4 protein-coding genes are annotated in these 17,948 nt (G+C 48.9%); all 4 read left to right on the top strand.

All coding sequences use genetic code 11. From position 1 onward, the window contains the following. Window positions 1–1,058: 1,058 nt before the first annotated feature. Complete coding sequence (locus ACUYLD_RS25205) at window positions 1,059–1,883, top strand: thioesterase II family protein (protein WP_446676212.1); 825 nt, start codon at window positions 1,059–1,061, stop codon at window positions 1,881–1,883. Between the two features lie 215 nt (window positions 1,884–2,098). After that, window positions 2,099–3,994 (top strand): ABC transporter ATP-binding protein, encoded by a 1,896-nt coding sequence (locus ACUYLD_RS25200; RefSeq protein WP_446676211.1) that lies wholly within the window; start codon window positions 2,099–2,101, stop codon window positions 3,992–3,994. Further along, a complete protein-coding gene (locus ACUYLD_RS25195; RefSeq protein ID WP_446676210.1) occupies window positions 3,969–5,834 on the top strand; it encodes an ABC transporter ATP-binding protein in 1,866 nt (621 codons plus the stop codon). Before ACUYLD_RS25200 ends, ACUYLD_RS25195 begins: the two co-directional genes overlap by 26 nt. Window positions 5,835–5,883: 49 nt before the next feature. Further along, window positions 5,884–17,948, top strand: a 12,065-nt coding sequence (locus tag ACUYLD_RS25190; RefSeq protein ID WP_446676209.1) for an amino acid adenylation domain-containing protein, incomplete at its 3' end; no start/stop codon positions are given.

The following is a 17,948-nucleotide window of genomic DNA, read 5'->3' as shown; positions in this document are numbered from 1 at the left end:
GGATCGCCTGAAGAAACAGGGGTAACCCCCTATTTCTCCAGAGACCAGAGCCTTATGATGTAAAGAAAAAGAAACCCCGTCTCAAAAAGACGGGGTTTCTCGACACTCTGAGAGCACAGCCTTAATGGGCTGTGCTCTTTTTGTATACCATAAGGCTTTCGCGTTTTGGAAAATATACAAGAAACCCATACAAATACTCCATTCCACTAAATTAATAAGATTGGGGGATAACTACAATAAAGCTTACAACGCTCTGCATATCGACCAATAGTGAAGTCAAACATAATGAAATTTATAAAGCAGCAAGCTCCAACAACAGGGAGCCTTGCTGTTGCCGTTACTGTTTTTTGAGGGGGTGAAAGATTAAAGTAAGGCTATAAATTTCTAGAGAACAGGTACTTTTGAATCGAGATAGAAACGTTTCTATTAGAGTTTGAAAAGAAAATTCATAGCAATGGGAGAGAAAAACTCAATCCGAACTGAATTTTTTAGACGAAGAGTCAGAAAAAAATATGCAAAATAGGGTCCTTTAGGACTATGAAATAACAATATTTATTACAAAATTAAAGAGTTATTAGTTTTGGCTTATGTGAGCTTGATACAAATTGAATCCATTATTTAGGAGGTTAAAGAGAGTTGCGGAAAAAGGCGGAATTTGTCGGATGATATCAGGTTGAATTTGTTACATTTATGTTAATGGCATGTAAAGATAAAATTGTTGTAGGATAAGGGGGTGGAGCTTCAATGTAAATCATAATGAGTTTAGTTTTACAAAATTCGTGAAAACCTAAAATTTCGTTTTAAACTAAATTAACAGATCATGATTGACAGATAACTAATACAAAAAGTGAAATTGTTGCTTTTGAATTTTGGAAACAAATAACATAATATGGATTTTATTTTATTTTTATGAGCTCTATCAATTTAGCCCTTTTGTCCCATGCCAAGTGGTTTTAAAGTTTGTATATTTAAAAACAGTTAGAAAGTGTTGGAAGAAAAAAAGAGATATAAGGATTTACTGTAAAATTATGAAATGCATAGAGGATGGAGGAATTCATATGACGACTCGATCGCAATCTTGGTTCGCGAAAACAGAGGTCCAACCGACTGCGAAGCTCCAACTATTTTGCTTCCCCTACGCCGGTGGTGGTGCTTACATATTTAACTCTTGGAAGTCCAGATTTGCGCCTGACATTACCGTGCTGCCTATACAACTTCCAGGACGTGAAAGCCGTTCAACAGAAGCTCCAATGGATACTCTTCAAGACATCGTTCAATCGTTGGTTCCCGCTATGGCTCCATACATGCATAAGCCGTTCGCTTTTTTTGGGCACAGTATGGGGGCGCTCATTGCATTCGAAACAGCACGGCAGTTATACAGCAAAACTGGAAAGCTACCTGTGCATATCATCATATCTGGTAAATCCGCACCACATCTTCCATATTCCAAAAAACGGCTCCATGATTTAGCAGACGATTCTTTCACGGAAGAGCTTCGTTTAATGCAGGGAACCCCTGAAGAGGTGCTGCAAAATGCAGAATTGATGCAAATTATTATGCCTCGTCTGCGTGCAGATTTTAAGGTATGTGAAACTTATGTTTATCAGCCGGGAAATCCACTGATATGCCCGATGACCGTTTTAGGCGGAATAAAGGATTTTGAGGTTAGCACAGATTCACTCCATGCCTGGCAACAACATACGACATCACCTATGGATGTTCGGATGTTCGAAGGTAATCACTTTTTCATCCATGAACAAGAACAAGAGGTTATGAGCGCAGTCGAGAACATTCTTTCTACATCCTCGCCGATGGGCCACGTGGCGGCAGCTCATACAGCTTACAACACAAGCACCCTACAACCACGATTCAGACAGAGTTGAATGTCCCACACATCACGATACACTTCGTTATTACCATCTCAGCAACAATCAACAACCAACCCACACCAAGATGCAAATTCCAGCATAGTTCCAAATCGCATTTTATTCTGCACGGATACTCATGCATCCAAACCCAGAGTTTATCTCAACGACGTCCACAGCCAATATAAAAAGTTCGCACTGATAAAGTGTGGGCAACGAAAAGAGGGATGCCCTTGTTTCGATTAAATTCTGCTTTTCGGAGACTCGCACGTTATGTAAGGCCGTATAATCTATGGGTTTTCATAACGGTGATCGCCTCCTTGTGTTTGGCAGCTATTGACATTGTTTTGGGTAAGGCCATTGAGCAAATGGCACAGGGGACATTCTCCTCTACCCAGAACATGATCTATCTGGTTGTTGGTATGACGCTAATTGGAATGCCCTGTAAGTTTGTGATGAGGTACGCTTCAGCGCGATTTAGTGTTAGTGCTCTGCGCGACTTGAGAGGCGATCTCGTACATAAGTTTTGCGATTTACCAGTTTCCAGCGTGGAAAGGAAATTTACCGGAGATTTGGTATCCCGTCTAACCAATAATACGGCAGTATTACAGAACTTTTTTATCCAGCAGTTTGCCAATCTGTTTTATTTACCGCTTGTGTTTACGGCATCACTCATATTGCTTTTACTGACAAGCTGGAAACTGATATTGGCAAGTCTTGCGCTCATGCCAATAGGAATGATCATAACATCACTAATGAGCAAGCCGATTGAAAAATATTCTGCGGATCTTCAGGAGAAAATTGCTCATTTGAACGCTGTGGGGCAAGATGCAATCGGAGGAATCCCTATCGTCAAGGCATTCAATATGCAAGCTGTGCTGCTGAAGAAGTATATGGTGATTATGGAGGAGGTCGTCAAGCGCGGCTTACGGCTAGAAAAGCGCTATGCAGCCATTACTCCGGTAGGTGTGATGATGCTAGCAACACCGATTATTTTGGTCATTGTATACGGAGGATACCTGATACAACATGGAGAGCTGAATGCTGGAGGCATTGTACTTTTTTTATACCTGATTTCGTTCATATTGCAGCCGATTGCCATGCTGCCGACGATCATTTCGCAAATGAAGGAAGCGGGTGGAGCCGCAAAGCATTTGTTTGAGGTACTGGATTGGCAGAATGAACGTCAGGATGGCGAAATGACCTTGGTAGATCAGAAGCGAGAGAATGAGGCGCCTCATTTGAAAGACGATGCAAATGGGAAAGCCAACCGAATGAGTGAAGGCGGAGCAGAAAGTGATGATGACGTTGATAGTGTTGCTGTAGTCAGCTTTGAGCATTTGACCTTTGGCTACGATGAAGGGAACACAGTGCTGAAGGATATCAGCTTCCAGGCAGGGCAAGGGGATATGGTGGCGATTGTCGGTGCTAGCGGTGGAGGTAAAAGCACGATTTTCAAGCTGCTTTGCGGATTTAATGAACCTGGAGAGCATGCTGGAACCATTCAACTATTTGGAAAGAGTTTGACAGATTGGAATTTAACAAGCCTGCGCAGTCATATTTCGATGGTATCTCAGGAGCCGTCGCTTTTTCCGGCCACCATTGCAGAAAATATCGGATATGGACGTTTGGCGGCGACTCGGGAAGAAATTGTCGAGGCGGCGAAAGCGGCACATGCGCATGATTTTATTGTTCAACTTCCAGAGGGCTATGAAACCCTGTTGAGCGAGCGGGGAGGCGGATTGTCTGGCGGTCAAAAACAGCGTATTTCCATAGCAAGAGCATTACTGAAAAATGCTCCGCTGCTTCTATTGGACGAGCCGACTTCAGCACTCGATAGTCAGTCGGAGGCTCAGGTGCAGAATGCGATGAATGCGGTAATGCAAAACCGGACGGTACTGGTCATTGCTCATCGACTGTCAACCGTACGTCAGGCGAACCGCATTATTGTACTCGATCAGGGGAGCATTGTGGAATCGGGTTCTCATGAGGAATTACTAGGTCGTGATGGTGTGTACCGAAAGCTGTATTTGAAGAATTTTGAAGAAGAACAGCATACGGCGGAAAACGGTAATTCGTTGCCTGAGGAAAGGGGTGAGCGTCGTGACCTTCAAGCAGGGGTTTTATGAATTTAAGCAGTTGATGTCCCTGATGAAGCCGCACCGAAAATGGTATTTTACCGGGCTGGTTGGCAATAGTCTGACCAATGCTAGCATCACGATTTTACTTTCTTTTGTGGTGCATTATTTGCTGAATTTCGCGGTTAATGGCGATTTACAGGAGCTATACCGAGCGGTCTATTTGGTCAGTGGTACATTTTTGGCATTAAGTCTTATTTCCCCCCTGTGCAGCTATATGTATAAACGGTGTGTAAAGCTGGCGATTGCCAATGTACGAACGAAACTATTTGGTCACATTGTCAAGCTATCGTACGAAAAAGCCGAAAAACACCATTCGGGTGATCTTGTATCCCGCATGACGAACGATGTACAGACGCTGGAGCAGGCTTACACCGTTCATATCCGCTCGATTATACTGGAAATTTCGCTTTTCTTGGGCTCGTTGGTCATTTTGATGACGCTGGATTGGCGATTTGGGATTATGGCGGTTTTACTTGGGCTGGCTTCAGCCTGGATCAATGCTCATTTCGCCAAGAAAATGCGAAAGACGAGTGAAGAGTTACAGGGACGGATGAGCAGGTTCACGGAACGATTGAGTGATTTGCTTTCCGGTTTGCAGACGGTGAAGTTGTTTGGGTTGAGGACAAAGGTAGGCGGACTTTGTAATGTTGCAAGCGAGGACATAAACCGCATCAGCATCCGGCAGGGACGTCATATGGGCTTGCAGGATATGTGCAATTTTGTCATTGAGTTCATTACGCTGGGCGGTGTGCTTGTCGCCGGATTAATTCTGGTTTCGCAGAAGCAAATGGAACTGGGAGTACTAGGACAGATTGTGCAGCTGCAAACCGGTATTTCAACGGTGTTTTTGGAGCTAGGGGCGGCTGTAACACTGTTACAAAACTCCTTGGCAGGCTTGGCGCGTATCCGCGAAATTCTGGATGAGTCGAAGGAAGAAGAGCAGTTCCCCGCGGCTAAAAAGAAGGGACCGCTGACTAGGCTTATCGATCCCGAGACGGCAGCTTTATCAGCCCGTGAATCTGGGGAATTCTATGGCGATGTTGAGACCTTGCGTTCAGACCATGCCATTGAACAGACTCCGGCTGCGCTGGAGCTGCACGACATCACCTTTGGCTATCAGCCTGACCATCCAACGCTGCAAAGGTTAAACTTGGTTGTGCCAGAAGGACAGGTAACCGCGCTTGTCGGCCCGAGTGGCGGCGGCAAAAGCACAGTCATGAAGCTGTTGTTGGGATTTTACCCACCGGACGAAGGTGTGCTGCGGGTTCGTGGTCGCTTGGCAGAAGAATTTCCGTTGGATGAGGTCAGGGATTTGATGGCCTATGTACCACAGGAGGCTACGCTTTTCCACGGTACAGTAGCGGATAATATCCGTTTTGGCTCACCGACTGCCACGGATGAGGAAGTAGAGGCTGCGGCCAAAACAGCCTATGCCAGCGGCTTCATAGCCGAGCTGCCAGAGGGGTACGACACGATTGTCGGTGAACGCGGAGCCAATTTGTCTGGCGGTCAAAGACAGCGGATCGCAATTGCTCGTGCTTTGCTCAAAAATGCACCGATTTTGCTGTTGGATGAAGCAACCTCGGCTTTGGATGCAGAATCGGAATATGAAGTCCAACAGGGCTTAAATGAGCTGATGAAGGATCGTACGACATTAGTTATTGCCCATCGATTGTCTACGATTGAACGGGCGGATACGATCTGTGTCCTTGCCGATGGCGAGCTGAAAGAGCAGGGTACCCATGATCAGCTCCTTGCCGAGGGCGGTCATTATGCAGAGCTGTATGAGCTTCAATTTCGAAAGCATCCCGAGGAACAAACCGCATAAATATGCGAATTTCCTTTTACCAATATCTATTTTGCGAGGAGAGAGACGGATGACACAGCAAGATGTTCAATTGTTTTCGCTAAGCCAGCCACAGCAACGGATTTGGTATACGGAGCTTCTGTATCCTAATCGGAACACATCAACAATTATTGCAACAGTAAAAATCAGGGGAACTGTTCGTATAGATGCCTTGCAGCAAGCAATGAACCGGGTAATTGCCCAAAATGATTCTTTTCGTATCAAAATTACTGCTCAGGATGGGATTCCGTATCAATATGTAGAGCCGTTTACGGCGGAAAGTATAGAAACGCTCCAAGTTATCCCGGAAGAAGCAAAGGAATGGTTAAAGCGCCATAATCCACAGCCGTTCTCATTGTTGGATTCGCAGCTGTACCGATTTGTTATCTTGCAGCTCGGAGCAGAAGAAACCTGGTTTAATTTTAAAATGCATCATATTATCTCAGACGGCGTGTCCATGAATCAGGCCATTAATGAAATCACCGGACATTATATGGATATTGTGCATGGTACAGGTCAAGATACGCCGACCAAGGGCATTCCCTATCTGGATTTTATCCAGGTAGAGCAAAGCTATGAGCAATCAGACCGTTATCAAAAGGACAAAACGTACTGGACGGAAAAGTTTGCTGATTTGCCAGAGACTACAGGTTTGAAATCATATAACCCGCTGACACTGAGCACAGCTGCACGCCGGGAGAGCTTTATACTGGAACATGAGTTGTATCGTGGTGTTACGGCTTTTTGCGAGGAACATAAAATTAGTATTTTTACGTTCTTCCTGGCGGCTCTGTATATTTATTTGCATAAAGTGACGGGAGAGCAGGACTTAAGCGTGGGGACACTCTATGCCAACCGTACGTCTAAGAAGGAAAAGGATACCATCGGTATGTTCGTCAGCACTGTGGCTACGCGCCTGTTGGTCGAACCAGAATCCGAACTGCTGACCTTCCTGCAGGGTGTAGGGAAGGAGCAGGCATCCATTTTGCGGCATCAGCGTTACCCGTACAACAAAATTATTCAGGATTTGCGTGAACAGCAAAGCAGTCTGGACATTCAGCGTCTGTTTGGTGCTTCCATTCAGTACCGTACCTTGAGTTTCTCCCGGTTTGATGAAGCGATTCAGCAGGTAGATAACGATTTCTGCGGAGATACAGTGAACGACTTCGATATTCACATGGTTGAAATGCTGGATGATGATAGACTCGTGCTGTACCTAGATTATCGTACCGAACTGTTTAGTGAACAGGAAATTGCTCGAATTATTCGACAATTTTTGAGTGTGGCGGAGCATATGGTGCAGGGCCCACACAAGCGGATACAGGAATTGTCGCTGATCAGTGAGGAAGAACGGGCGCAAATCGTCGACGTATTCAATGCTACAGCGGTGGAATATCCACACGAAGCAGGCATTCATGAATTGTTTGAGGAACAGGCTGAACGTACACCGAATCAGACAGCAGTTGTGTTCGGAAATGCCCGTTTAACTTATGGCGAACTGAATGTAAAAGCAAATCGACTGGCTCACACGTTGCGCGGACACGGTGTTACCGCCGAACAAACTGTAGGTATCGTTGCTGAGCGTTCCACGGATATGATCGTCGGCATGTTGGCGATTCTCAAAGCGGGCGGCGCATATGTACCGATTGATCCTGATTATCCGGCTGAACGTGTACGTTACCTGTTGGAAGATTCGGGGGCGAAGTTGCTGCTGGTGCAGCGCGCAGAACAGCAACCGGAGGAATACACCGGAATCGTACTGGATCTGAGCGATACTAAGGTGTACGGGGCAGAGAATGACCAAAGCTTGAATACCGTACATTGGGAGCAAAACGAGGCTTATCATGCGGATTATACCGATTATACAAATCTGAAAAATGAGATTTTAAAGGAATCATCCTCGTCTGTCGTAGACAGCACCGCTGGAGAACAAGAACGTAAATTTGGAAACCGACTAGCTTATTTGATGTACACTTCGGGCACAACCGGACAGCCCAAAGGGGTTATGGTAGAACATCGCAATGTTGTGCGTTTGGTGAAAAGTACAAACTATGCGCAATTAGATGCTGATACACGCATTTTGCAAACTGGCGCCGTTGTCTTTGACGCGTCCACCTTCGAAATTTGGGGTGCGCTACTAAATGGTGGACAGCTCGTGCTGGTAAGTCAGGATGTCATTTTGGACGCTCCAAAGCTCAAGGAAGCCGTGCGCAACCATGGTATCACAACAATGTGGCTGACTGCACCGCTCTTTAACCAGCTATCTCAGCAGGACTTGGAGCTGTTCGAGGGGGTACAAGAACTGCTGGTCGGTGGTGATGTGCTGTCCGTACCGCACATTAACCGGGTGCTGGAGGCTCATCCGTCCCTGCGGATCATTAACGGCTATGGGCCGACAGAAAATACAACTTTTTCTACAACTCATGCGATTGCCAGCGTGCAATTGGAAGCGGTGCCGATTGGGCGTCCGATCCACAACTCCACAGCGTATGTCGTAGACCGTTCCATGCAGCTTCAGCCTGTCGGGGCATGGGGGGAGTTGATCGTCGGCGGCGACGGGGTGGCACGTGGCTACCGGAACCGTCCGGATTTGACGGCTGAAAAGTTCGTAGATAGTCCGTTCCGCAGCGGAGAGCGCTGCTACCGCACAGGCGATTTGGTGCGCTGGAATGAGGACGGGACGCTGGAATACAAAGGACGGATCGACGCACAGGTGAAAATTCGGGGCTACCGGATCGAGCTGGGTGAGGTGGAAGCGCAGCTGTTGAAGCTGGAAGCGGTGCAAGAAGCCGTCGTCATTGCACGTGAGGATGAGCAGGGGCAAAAGCAGCTCTGTGCATATGTAGTCACTCTTGCGGATATCGCGGCTAGTGAGCTGCGAAGCGCCTTGAGCCAAGAATTGCCGGGTTACATGGTACCGTCATATTTTGTGCAGCTGGAGCAATTGCCGTTGACACCAAATGGCAAAGTGGATCGTCGGGCGTTGCCGCAACCGGAGGGCAGCGTGGATTCCGGTGAGGATTACGTAGCAGCCCGTAATGAGGTAGAACGGACGCTAGTGTCCGTGTGGCAATCTGTACTTGGTATCGAGCATATTGGTGTGCTGGATAACTTTTTCCATCTGGGGGGCGACTCGATTAAGGCCATCCAGGTGTCTTCAAGACTGCTGCAAAATGGTTACAAGCTGGAAATGAGAGAGCTGTTCCAGTATCCGACGATTGCTGAGCTGAATGGACGGGTGCAGCGGGTGACCCGCGTTTCCGATCAAGGAGAAGTCAGTGGAAACGTGGTATTGACACCGATTCAACACTGGTTCATTGAGCAGCAGCCATCAAAGCCTGAGCACTATAATCAGGCTCTGATGCTGCACCGTGAGGATCGTTTGGACGAAACGGCGCTTCATCAGGCACTGCAACGCATTGTAGAGCACCATGATGCTTTGCGCATCGTATTCCGCCAAAATGCGGACGGTGGGTATGAAGCATGGAACCGTGGCGTGCAAGAAGGAGAACTGTACAGCCTGGAAGTGGTTGATTTTACAAATGAGTCTGACTTTGCTCATTTGCTGGAGAGCAAAGCCAGCGAAATTCAAAGCAGTATCCGTCTAGATGAAGGCCCTTTGGTGAAACTGGGTCTGTTCCGTTGCCCGGATGGAGACCATTTGTTGGTAGCGATCCACCATTTGGTAGTCGACGGCGTGTCTTGGCGTATTTTGCTGGAGGATTTGGCATCCGGTTATGAGCAGGCTTTACGGGGCGAGTCTGTCCGTTTGCCTAATAAGACAGATTCCTTCCGCCTTTGGGCTGACCAGCTGTCCGCTTATGCGAACAACACAGCGTTGAAGAGTGAGCGTGCGTATTGGCAGCAGATTGAGCAAGCAGGGAAGAGTCAGGCATCCTTGCCTAAAGATTACACTCGTAAATCTCAGGTCAAGCCACAGCTTCGCGATGATCGGACACTGACAGTAGCGTGGACGGTAGAAGAAACGGAACAATTCTTGAAACAAGCCCATCGTGCCTACAATACGGAAGCGAACGACCTATTGCTGACAGCTCTGGGCACCGCAATTCAGGAGTGGGCAGGCATCCGTCAGGTGCTTGTAAATCTGGAGGGTCACGGACGGGAAGCCATTTTGCCGGATATGGATATTACGCGTACGGTCGGTTGGTTTACCAGCCAATTCCCGGTTGTACTCGATATGGGCGAGGAACAGAATGTGGGACGGCGTGTCAAGAACGTCAAGGAAGGACTGCGCCGTTTGCCGCATAAAGGAATTGGATACGGGATTTTGAGATATCTTGCTGACGGGGAAGGGGAAGCCGCTTTTGTCGCCGAGCCGGAAATCAGCTTTAACTATCTCGGACAATTCGATCAGGATTTAAAGAAAAATGCCTTTCGCATGTCTCCTTATTCCATCGGAGCTTCCATTAGTGACACGTTAACCAAGCGGTATGCTCTGGATATCAACGGCATGATCACGGACGGTGCACTGGAACTGACGATCAGCTACAGCAACAAAACGTTCATGAAAAAGTCAATCAAAAAGCTGGCTGATCTGCTGCAGGAGAGCTTGCGTGAGGTATTGGCTCACTGTGTGGAAAAAGAGTTGCCAGAGCTGACGCCAAGCGACTTGTCCTTCCAAGGACTGACGGCTGGAGAGCTTGAACATATTGTAGAGCAGACGTCTGCTGCGGGTGAGCTGGAAAATGTTTATTCGCTCACACCCATGCAAAAAGGCATCCTGTTCCACGGCTTAATGGAGCCGAAATCCGGGGCGTACTTTGAGCAGGCGACATTTGATCTGCAAGGCAGCTTTCAAGTGGAGGCTTTTGCCGAAAGCTTAAATCAACTGGTGGATCGCCATCAAATATTCAGAACGAATTTTTATAGCGGCTGGAATGAGCAGCCTTTACAGGTGGTGTACCGTCATAAACATGCCGGGTTCCGTTTTGAAGATGTGCGCTCAATGGGACAAGGAGAGCAGGACGCATACATTGCTGATTTTGCTGAGCGTGACAAAGCCGAGGGCTTTAATTTCAGCTCTGGCGAGCTGATGCGGGTGTCTGTTTTGCGTACAGGCGAGGAGTCGTACCGTTTTGTGTGGAGCTTCCACCATATTTTGATGGACGGCTGGTGCTTGTTCCTAGTTGTGGGGGAAGCATTTAATACGTACTTTGCCATCCTCGAAGACCGCAAGCCGGAGCTTGTCCCGGTAACGCCATACAGCGAATATATTGAATGGCTGGAGCGGCAGGACAAAGCAGAGGCTGAACGGTTCTGGAGTGATTATTTTGCTGGTTTCGAGCAGCAGACGGTATTGCCGCAGGCAAAACAGCTGGACGGTCACGCTAAAGAATATGAAGCGGACAAGCTTTCGTTTACACTGGACCGCGAAGTGACGGAACGGATGAACAAGCTGGTTAAGCAAAAGCAAGTGACGGTCAATACACTTCTGCAAGCAGCGTGGGGCGTTGTGCTGCAACGGTATAACAACAGTCGGGATGTTGTATTTGGCAGTGTCGTATCCGGCAGATCAGCGGATATTCCAGGCATCGATAAAATGATTGGTTTGTTCATTAACACGGTTCCTGTACGGATTCACAGTGAGAAAGATATGACGTTTGCTGCGTTAATGAAGCAGATACAGGAGCAGGCACTGGCTTCCCGTACCTTTGAAACCTATCCGTTATATGAAATTCAGGCCCTGACAGAGCAAAAACAGGACCTGGTGAACCATATTATGGTGTTTGAAAACTACCCAGTGGAACAGCGCATGGAGAACATGGGCAGCCGTGACACGAACGGTTTTACGATTGCCAATGCTTCAATGTCAGAGCAAACGAACTATGATTTCAACATTACGGTTGTGCCGGGGGATGAAATTCATGTCCATTTGGAGTACAACGCGCGAGTATTGGAACGTACAGCTGTAGAGCAAATCCGTGAGCATTTGCTGCATATGATTGAAGAAGCGATTAACAGACCAGATGCGCTGGTAGATGAGCTGGAGCTAGTGACTGTTTCGGAAAAAGCGAAAATCATCGACGGTTTTGGATCAGTAGGCGTATCTGCATGGAGTGATGAAAAGCAATCAGAAGGGTTGTTCCACGCCTATGTGGAAGAACAAGCGCAGCTTGTACCGGATCACGTGGCAGTTGTATACGAGGAGCGGCAGCTTACATACCGTGAGCTGAACGAGCGTGGGAACCAACTTGCTCGTAGATTGCGGAATGAAGGCATTGGGCGCGAATCCATTGTTGGTATTTTGAGCGAGCGCTCGGTGGACATGCTGGTCGGCGTATTGGCAGTATGGAAAGCCGGCGGGGCATATGTACCGTTAGATGCGGATTATCCGTCCGAACGTATCCGCTTTATGCTGGAGGACAGCGGTGCGACAGTGCTACTGACTCAAACAGGTTTGCAGGAGCGTGCCCAAGCATGGCTGGAGGAAAGCCGACAGGCTTTGGCCGGAGGGCAGGCTGAGGGTGAGCTGGAAACGGCGGTTAGCATTGAAACGATAGAAAGAGACAGCCTTAATGAGGGATTAAGCTTAAAATCAGATTCGTCATCTGATAGCGAAGCAGCATCCGAATCCGCAGCGAACTTGCGTCTGCACACCGTACTGGCGCTGGACGATGAGTCGCTGTACATCGGGGATGCCACGGATGTGGAACCTATCAATGAGCCGCAGGATCTGGCGTATGTGATCTATACGTCCGGTACAACGGGACGCCCGAAAGGGGTCATGATCGAGCATCACAGTTTGGTAAACACAGCCGCGGCCTACCGCCGGGATTACCGTTTGAACCAGTTCCCGGTACGATTGCTGCAACTGGCAAGTTTCTCCTTCGACGTGTTTGTCGGCGATATTGCGCGGGCGCTCTATAACGGCGGCACGATGGTCATCTGCCCGAAAGACGACCGGATTGACCCAAGCCGTCTGTACGGCTGGATTCGCGACTATCAGATTACGGTGTTCGAATCCACACCGGCTTTAATCGTACCATTCATGCAGCATGTGCATGAACAGGGACTGGACATGAGCAGTCTGGAACTGCTGATCACCAGCTCGGATAGCTGCAGTGTGACAGACTACCGGGTGCTGCAAGAACGGTTTGGCGCGGATGTTCGTATTATGAACAGCTATGGCGTCACGGAAGCGGCAATCGACTCTAGTTTCTACGACGAAGAACTGTCGAAGCTGCCAAGCAGCGGCAGTGTGCCGATTGGTCAGGCGTGGCTGAACGCACGCTTCTACATCTTGGACAGCCAGTTGAATCCGGTGCCGATCGGCGTACTGGGCGAGCTGTGCATTGGCGGTGCCGGGGTGGCACGAGGCTACCTGAATCGTGCGGACCTGACGGCCGAGAAGTTCGTGGCAAACCCGTACGTACCGGGTGAACGATTGTACCGCACAGGTGACTTGGCACGGTGGATGCCGGACGGCAATGTGGACTTTATCGGCCGGATGGACTATCAAGTGAAAATCCGGGGCTACCGGATCGAGCTGGGCGAGATTGAAACGGCGATCCAGCGGGCACCGGGTGTGCGTCAAGCGGTAGTCATCGACCGGACGGATGAGCGTGGGCACAAGTACTTGTGCGGATACATCACGGGAGAAGCTGAGCTGCGGATTGAGGAGGTACAGGCCGAACTGGAAGCCGGGCTGCCAGCGCACATGGTGCCTGCACGTTTGATGCGACTGGAGACGATCCCCCTGACGAGCAACGGAAAAATCGACCGCAAGGCCTTGCCGGAACCGGAAGGAAGTATTCATACCAGTGCAGCCTATGTCGCACCGCGTACCACGGTGGAGCAAGTACTGGCTGCGGTATGGGCTGGAGTACTCGGCGTGGAAGCGGTAGGCACGCAGGATAACTTCTTTGAACTGGGCGGCGATTCGATCAAAGCCTTGCAAGTATCCTCCCGATTGTTGCAAGCAGGCTATCGACTGGACATGAAAGATTTGTTCAGCAATCCGACGGTAGCGTCACTCAGTCCTTTACTTCGTACAGATGGCAAGATGGCCAGTCAGGAAGAAGTCGTAGGCCAGGTGGAACTGACACCCATTCAGCGGTGGTTCTTCGAGCAGCAGCCGGTAGACCTGCACCACAGCAACCAGGCGATGATGCTGTATCGAGCTGGGCGGTTTGACATAGAAGCGTTGCGCCGTACGATGGAACGTATTGTCCAGCATCATGACGCATTGCGCACGGTATTCCGTGAGACGGAGCAGGGTTATGTCGCTTGGAACCGCAGTGTGGAGGAAGGCGAGCTATACACGCTGGACATTATAGATTTTAGCGGAGTGGAAGACGAATTCACCGCTGTAGAAGCTAAGGCGAGTGAAATTCAAGCGAGCATTCATTTGAGCGAGGGTCCGCTTGTGAAGCTTGGTCTGTTCCATTGCGCTGGGGGCGACCATTTGCTAATCGTCATTCATCATTTGGTTGTGGACGGCGTATCGTGGCGTATTTTGCTGGAGGATTTGGCATCCGGTTATGAGCAGGCTGTTGCAGGTCAAACAGGCACAACTATTCGACTGCCGCATAAAACAGATTCTTTCCAGGTATGGGCCAAACAGCTGTCAGCCTACGCGAATCGTGCGACGATGGAGCGGGAGCTAGCCTACTGGCAGCATATCGAACAAGCAGAAGCAAGCCTCGCGAAGCCTTTGCCGAAGGATTTTGCCAATGACAATGCACGGCTCGGAGACAGTGAGGTTGTCACTGTGCGCTGGACGAAGCAGGAAACCGAGCAGTTGCTCAAACAAGCTCATCGCGCATACAACACGGAAATGAATGACCTGTTGCTGGCCGCACTCGGCAAAGCCGTGTATGACTGGTCCGGTTCCGAACGGGTGTTGGTCAACCTGGAGGGCCATGGACGGGAAGCCGTTGTACCCGACGTGGATATTACGCGCACGGTCGGCTGGTTTACGAGCCAGTTCCCGGTTGTACTGGATGGAAGTCTGGGACAAGGGGGAAATACGGCTCGTCTGATCAAACGGATTAAGGAAGGGCTGCGTCATATTCCGCAAAAAGGCATCGGTTATGGTATTTTGCGATACCTGTCAGATATGAATGTGCTGGAAAAAGCAGGCGTGCAGTTAAAGACTCAGCCTGAGATCAGTTTTAACTATTTGGGCCAATTCGATCAGGATTATAAAGGCAACGATCTGGTGCCTTCCTCCTATTCCATTGGTGTGCCTGTTAGCACGAACGCCGCTATGGATTTTGCACTAGATATCAATGGATTAATCGAGGATGGGGAGCTGATGTTCACTATTCGCTACGGCACAACGCAGTTCCGTCATGAAACGATTGCACGGCTGGGAGAACTACTGGCATCCGGCTTGCGTGAGGTGATTAGCCATTGCGTTGCGCAGGAAAGAACGGTGTTGACCCCAAGTGATGTCTTGTTAAAACATGTAACGCTGGACGAGCTGGAGCAATTGGTGAAAGATACACAAGATATGGGTGAACTAGAAAATGTGTATGCTTTGACACCGATGCAAAAAGGTATGCTCTTCTTCAGTCTAATGGATGAGAGTTCGGCAGCTTACTTTGAGCAGGCCACCTTTGAATGGAATGGACGGTTTGATGTGGTTGCTTTCAGCAAAAGCTTTGATCTGCTCGTACAGCGTCATGAGGCATTGCGGACGAACTTTATCAACTTCTGGAAGGATGAGCCTGTGCAGGTCGTCTTCCGTAATCGTAGCGGGCAATTATATTATGAAGACTTGCGCGGACTAGAAAAAGAGGAACGAGAAGCTCGTGTTGAAGCTTTTACCCTTGCCGATAAAGCGAAAGGATTCAATCTTGCAGAAGATGCACTCATTCGTATTTCGATCCTGCAAACCGGGGATGAAACATATCACTTTATCTGGAGCTTCCATCATATTTTGATGGATGGCTGGTGCTTGTCCTTTATGACACAGGAGGTATTCGGCAGCTATCTGGCACTGCGTGCGGGTCATGAGCCAGCGCTGGAGCCTGTCACGCCGTTCAGTCGATTTATTGAATGGCTGGAACGTCAGGACCGTGAGGCAGCTTTGCAATACTGGCGTGGGTATCTGGAAGATTATGAGCAGCAAATTACGCTCCCGCAGCAAAAAATACAGCCTAAATCGTTGCACACCGGGGAATATGTTGCTGAAGATCTGGATTGCGAATTCCAGCCAGAGCTGGTTGCCCAGATCGAACAAGTGGCGAAGCAAAATCAGGTGACGATCAATACGCTGATTCAGACGGTATGGGGCGTCTTGTTGCAAAAATATAATAACAGTTCGGATGTTGTGTTTGGCAGCGTTGTGTCCGGTCGCCCAGGGGATATTCCAGGTGTGGAGCACATGATTGGGCTATTCATTAACACGATTCCAGTGCGCGTGCAGTCTGAACAAGGTGAAACCTTTGTCGAGCTGATGAAACGAACACAGCGGCAGGCGCTGGCTTCCAATGGTTATGATGCGTTCCCGCTGTACGAAATTCAAGCACTGACCGAGCAGAAACAGGATTTAATCAATCATATTATGATATTTGAAAATTATCCGGTGGAGCAGCAGGTAGAGCAGTTGGGCAGTGATGGACAGGAAAAATTTACGATTTCGAACGTGGTGTCTACAGAGGCAACCAACTATGATCTGAACGTCGTCGTGATGCCGGGTGAAGGCATCAAGATTCGTTTTATGTATAACACGCTCAGCTTTGATCAAGCAGGTATTGAGCGTCTGTATGGGCATTTTGCACGCCTACTGGAGCAAATTTCGCTCAATCCGCATGTTCGTGTTGAAGAGCTGGAACTACTCACAGCGGCGGAAAAGCAGCAGATTACAGCGGCATTTAATGACACCGCTTGTGCTTTTCCGTCTCATCAGACGATCCATCAGCTGTTTGAGGAGCAGGTAGAATATACGCCGGATCAGGTGGCATTGGTGTTTGGACATCAGCGTCTGACTTATCGGGAACTGAATGAACGGGCGAATTCATTGGCCCGAATGCTTCAAGCACAAGGAGTAGGACCTGACAAGCTGGTCGGTCTGATGGTACAGCGCTCAGTGGAAATGATCGTAGGTCTCCTGGCCGTTCTCAAAGCAGGCGGTGCTTATGTGCCGATTGATCCCGAATTTCCGTCCTCTCGTATTGCATACATGCTGGAAGATAGCGAGGCCGCAGTGCTTCTAACCCGTCGTGAGCTGGCAGAAGAGCATCATTGCCATGCCAATACCATGTTTCTTGAGGATGTAGCCTTGTATCAGGGAGAGAGCGGCAACCTGGAGACGATTGCCCGGTCAGAGCATTTGGCTTATGTCATCTATACGTCGGGTTCGACTGGAAATCCGAAAGGAGTTATGCTCCAGCATCGCTCGGTCCTCAACTTTATTACCGGGATGCGTGAAGTCATTGACTTTGAAGCGAGCCAAACCATTTTGTCACTGACGACTATTTCATTTGATATTTTCGTCTTGGAAACCATCTTGCCCTTGTTGGGTGGAATGACGGTGGTGCTTGGCGACAGCCAGCATCAGGTGAATCCGCAGGCGCTGGGTGAATTGATTACTCAACATTCGATTGAGATGTTGCAAATGACCCCATCCCGGTTACAAATGCTGCTGGGTCATGAAGCAGGTTCCCGCACACTGCAAAGCGTGAAGGCCATTATGGTCGGGGGCGAAGCCCTTCCGTCCAAGCTGCTCGCAGCACTGCAAGAAATAAACGGTCCTCGCATTTATAACATGTACGGACCTACAGAAACGACGGTGTGGTCGACCGTGCAGGAACTGACCCATGCGGAGCACATTAATATTGGCCGTCCTATTGCGAATACCCAAATCTATATCATGAATGCGAATGGAGAATTGCAGCCCGTCGGCGTACCGGGTGAGTTATGTATTGCAGGGGAAGGATTGGCCCGTGGGTATTGGAAACGTGAAGAACTGACGGCCGAGAAATTTGTGAATAATCCGTTTGCTGATGACAAGTCAGACCATGAGCGGATGTATCATTCAGGCGATTTGGCGAGATGGATGCCGGACGGCAACATTGAATATTTGGGTCGGATGGACCATCAGGTGAAAATCCGGGGTTACCGGATCGA

It is taken from the genome of Paenibacillus sp. SER-28 (assembly GCF_052906305.1).
The sequence above is the reverse complement of the archived record's forward strand: the minus strand, read 5'-3'. Positions and strand labels throughout refer to the sequence as shown.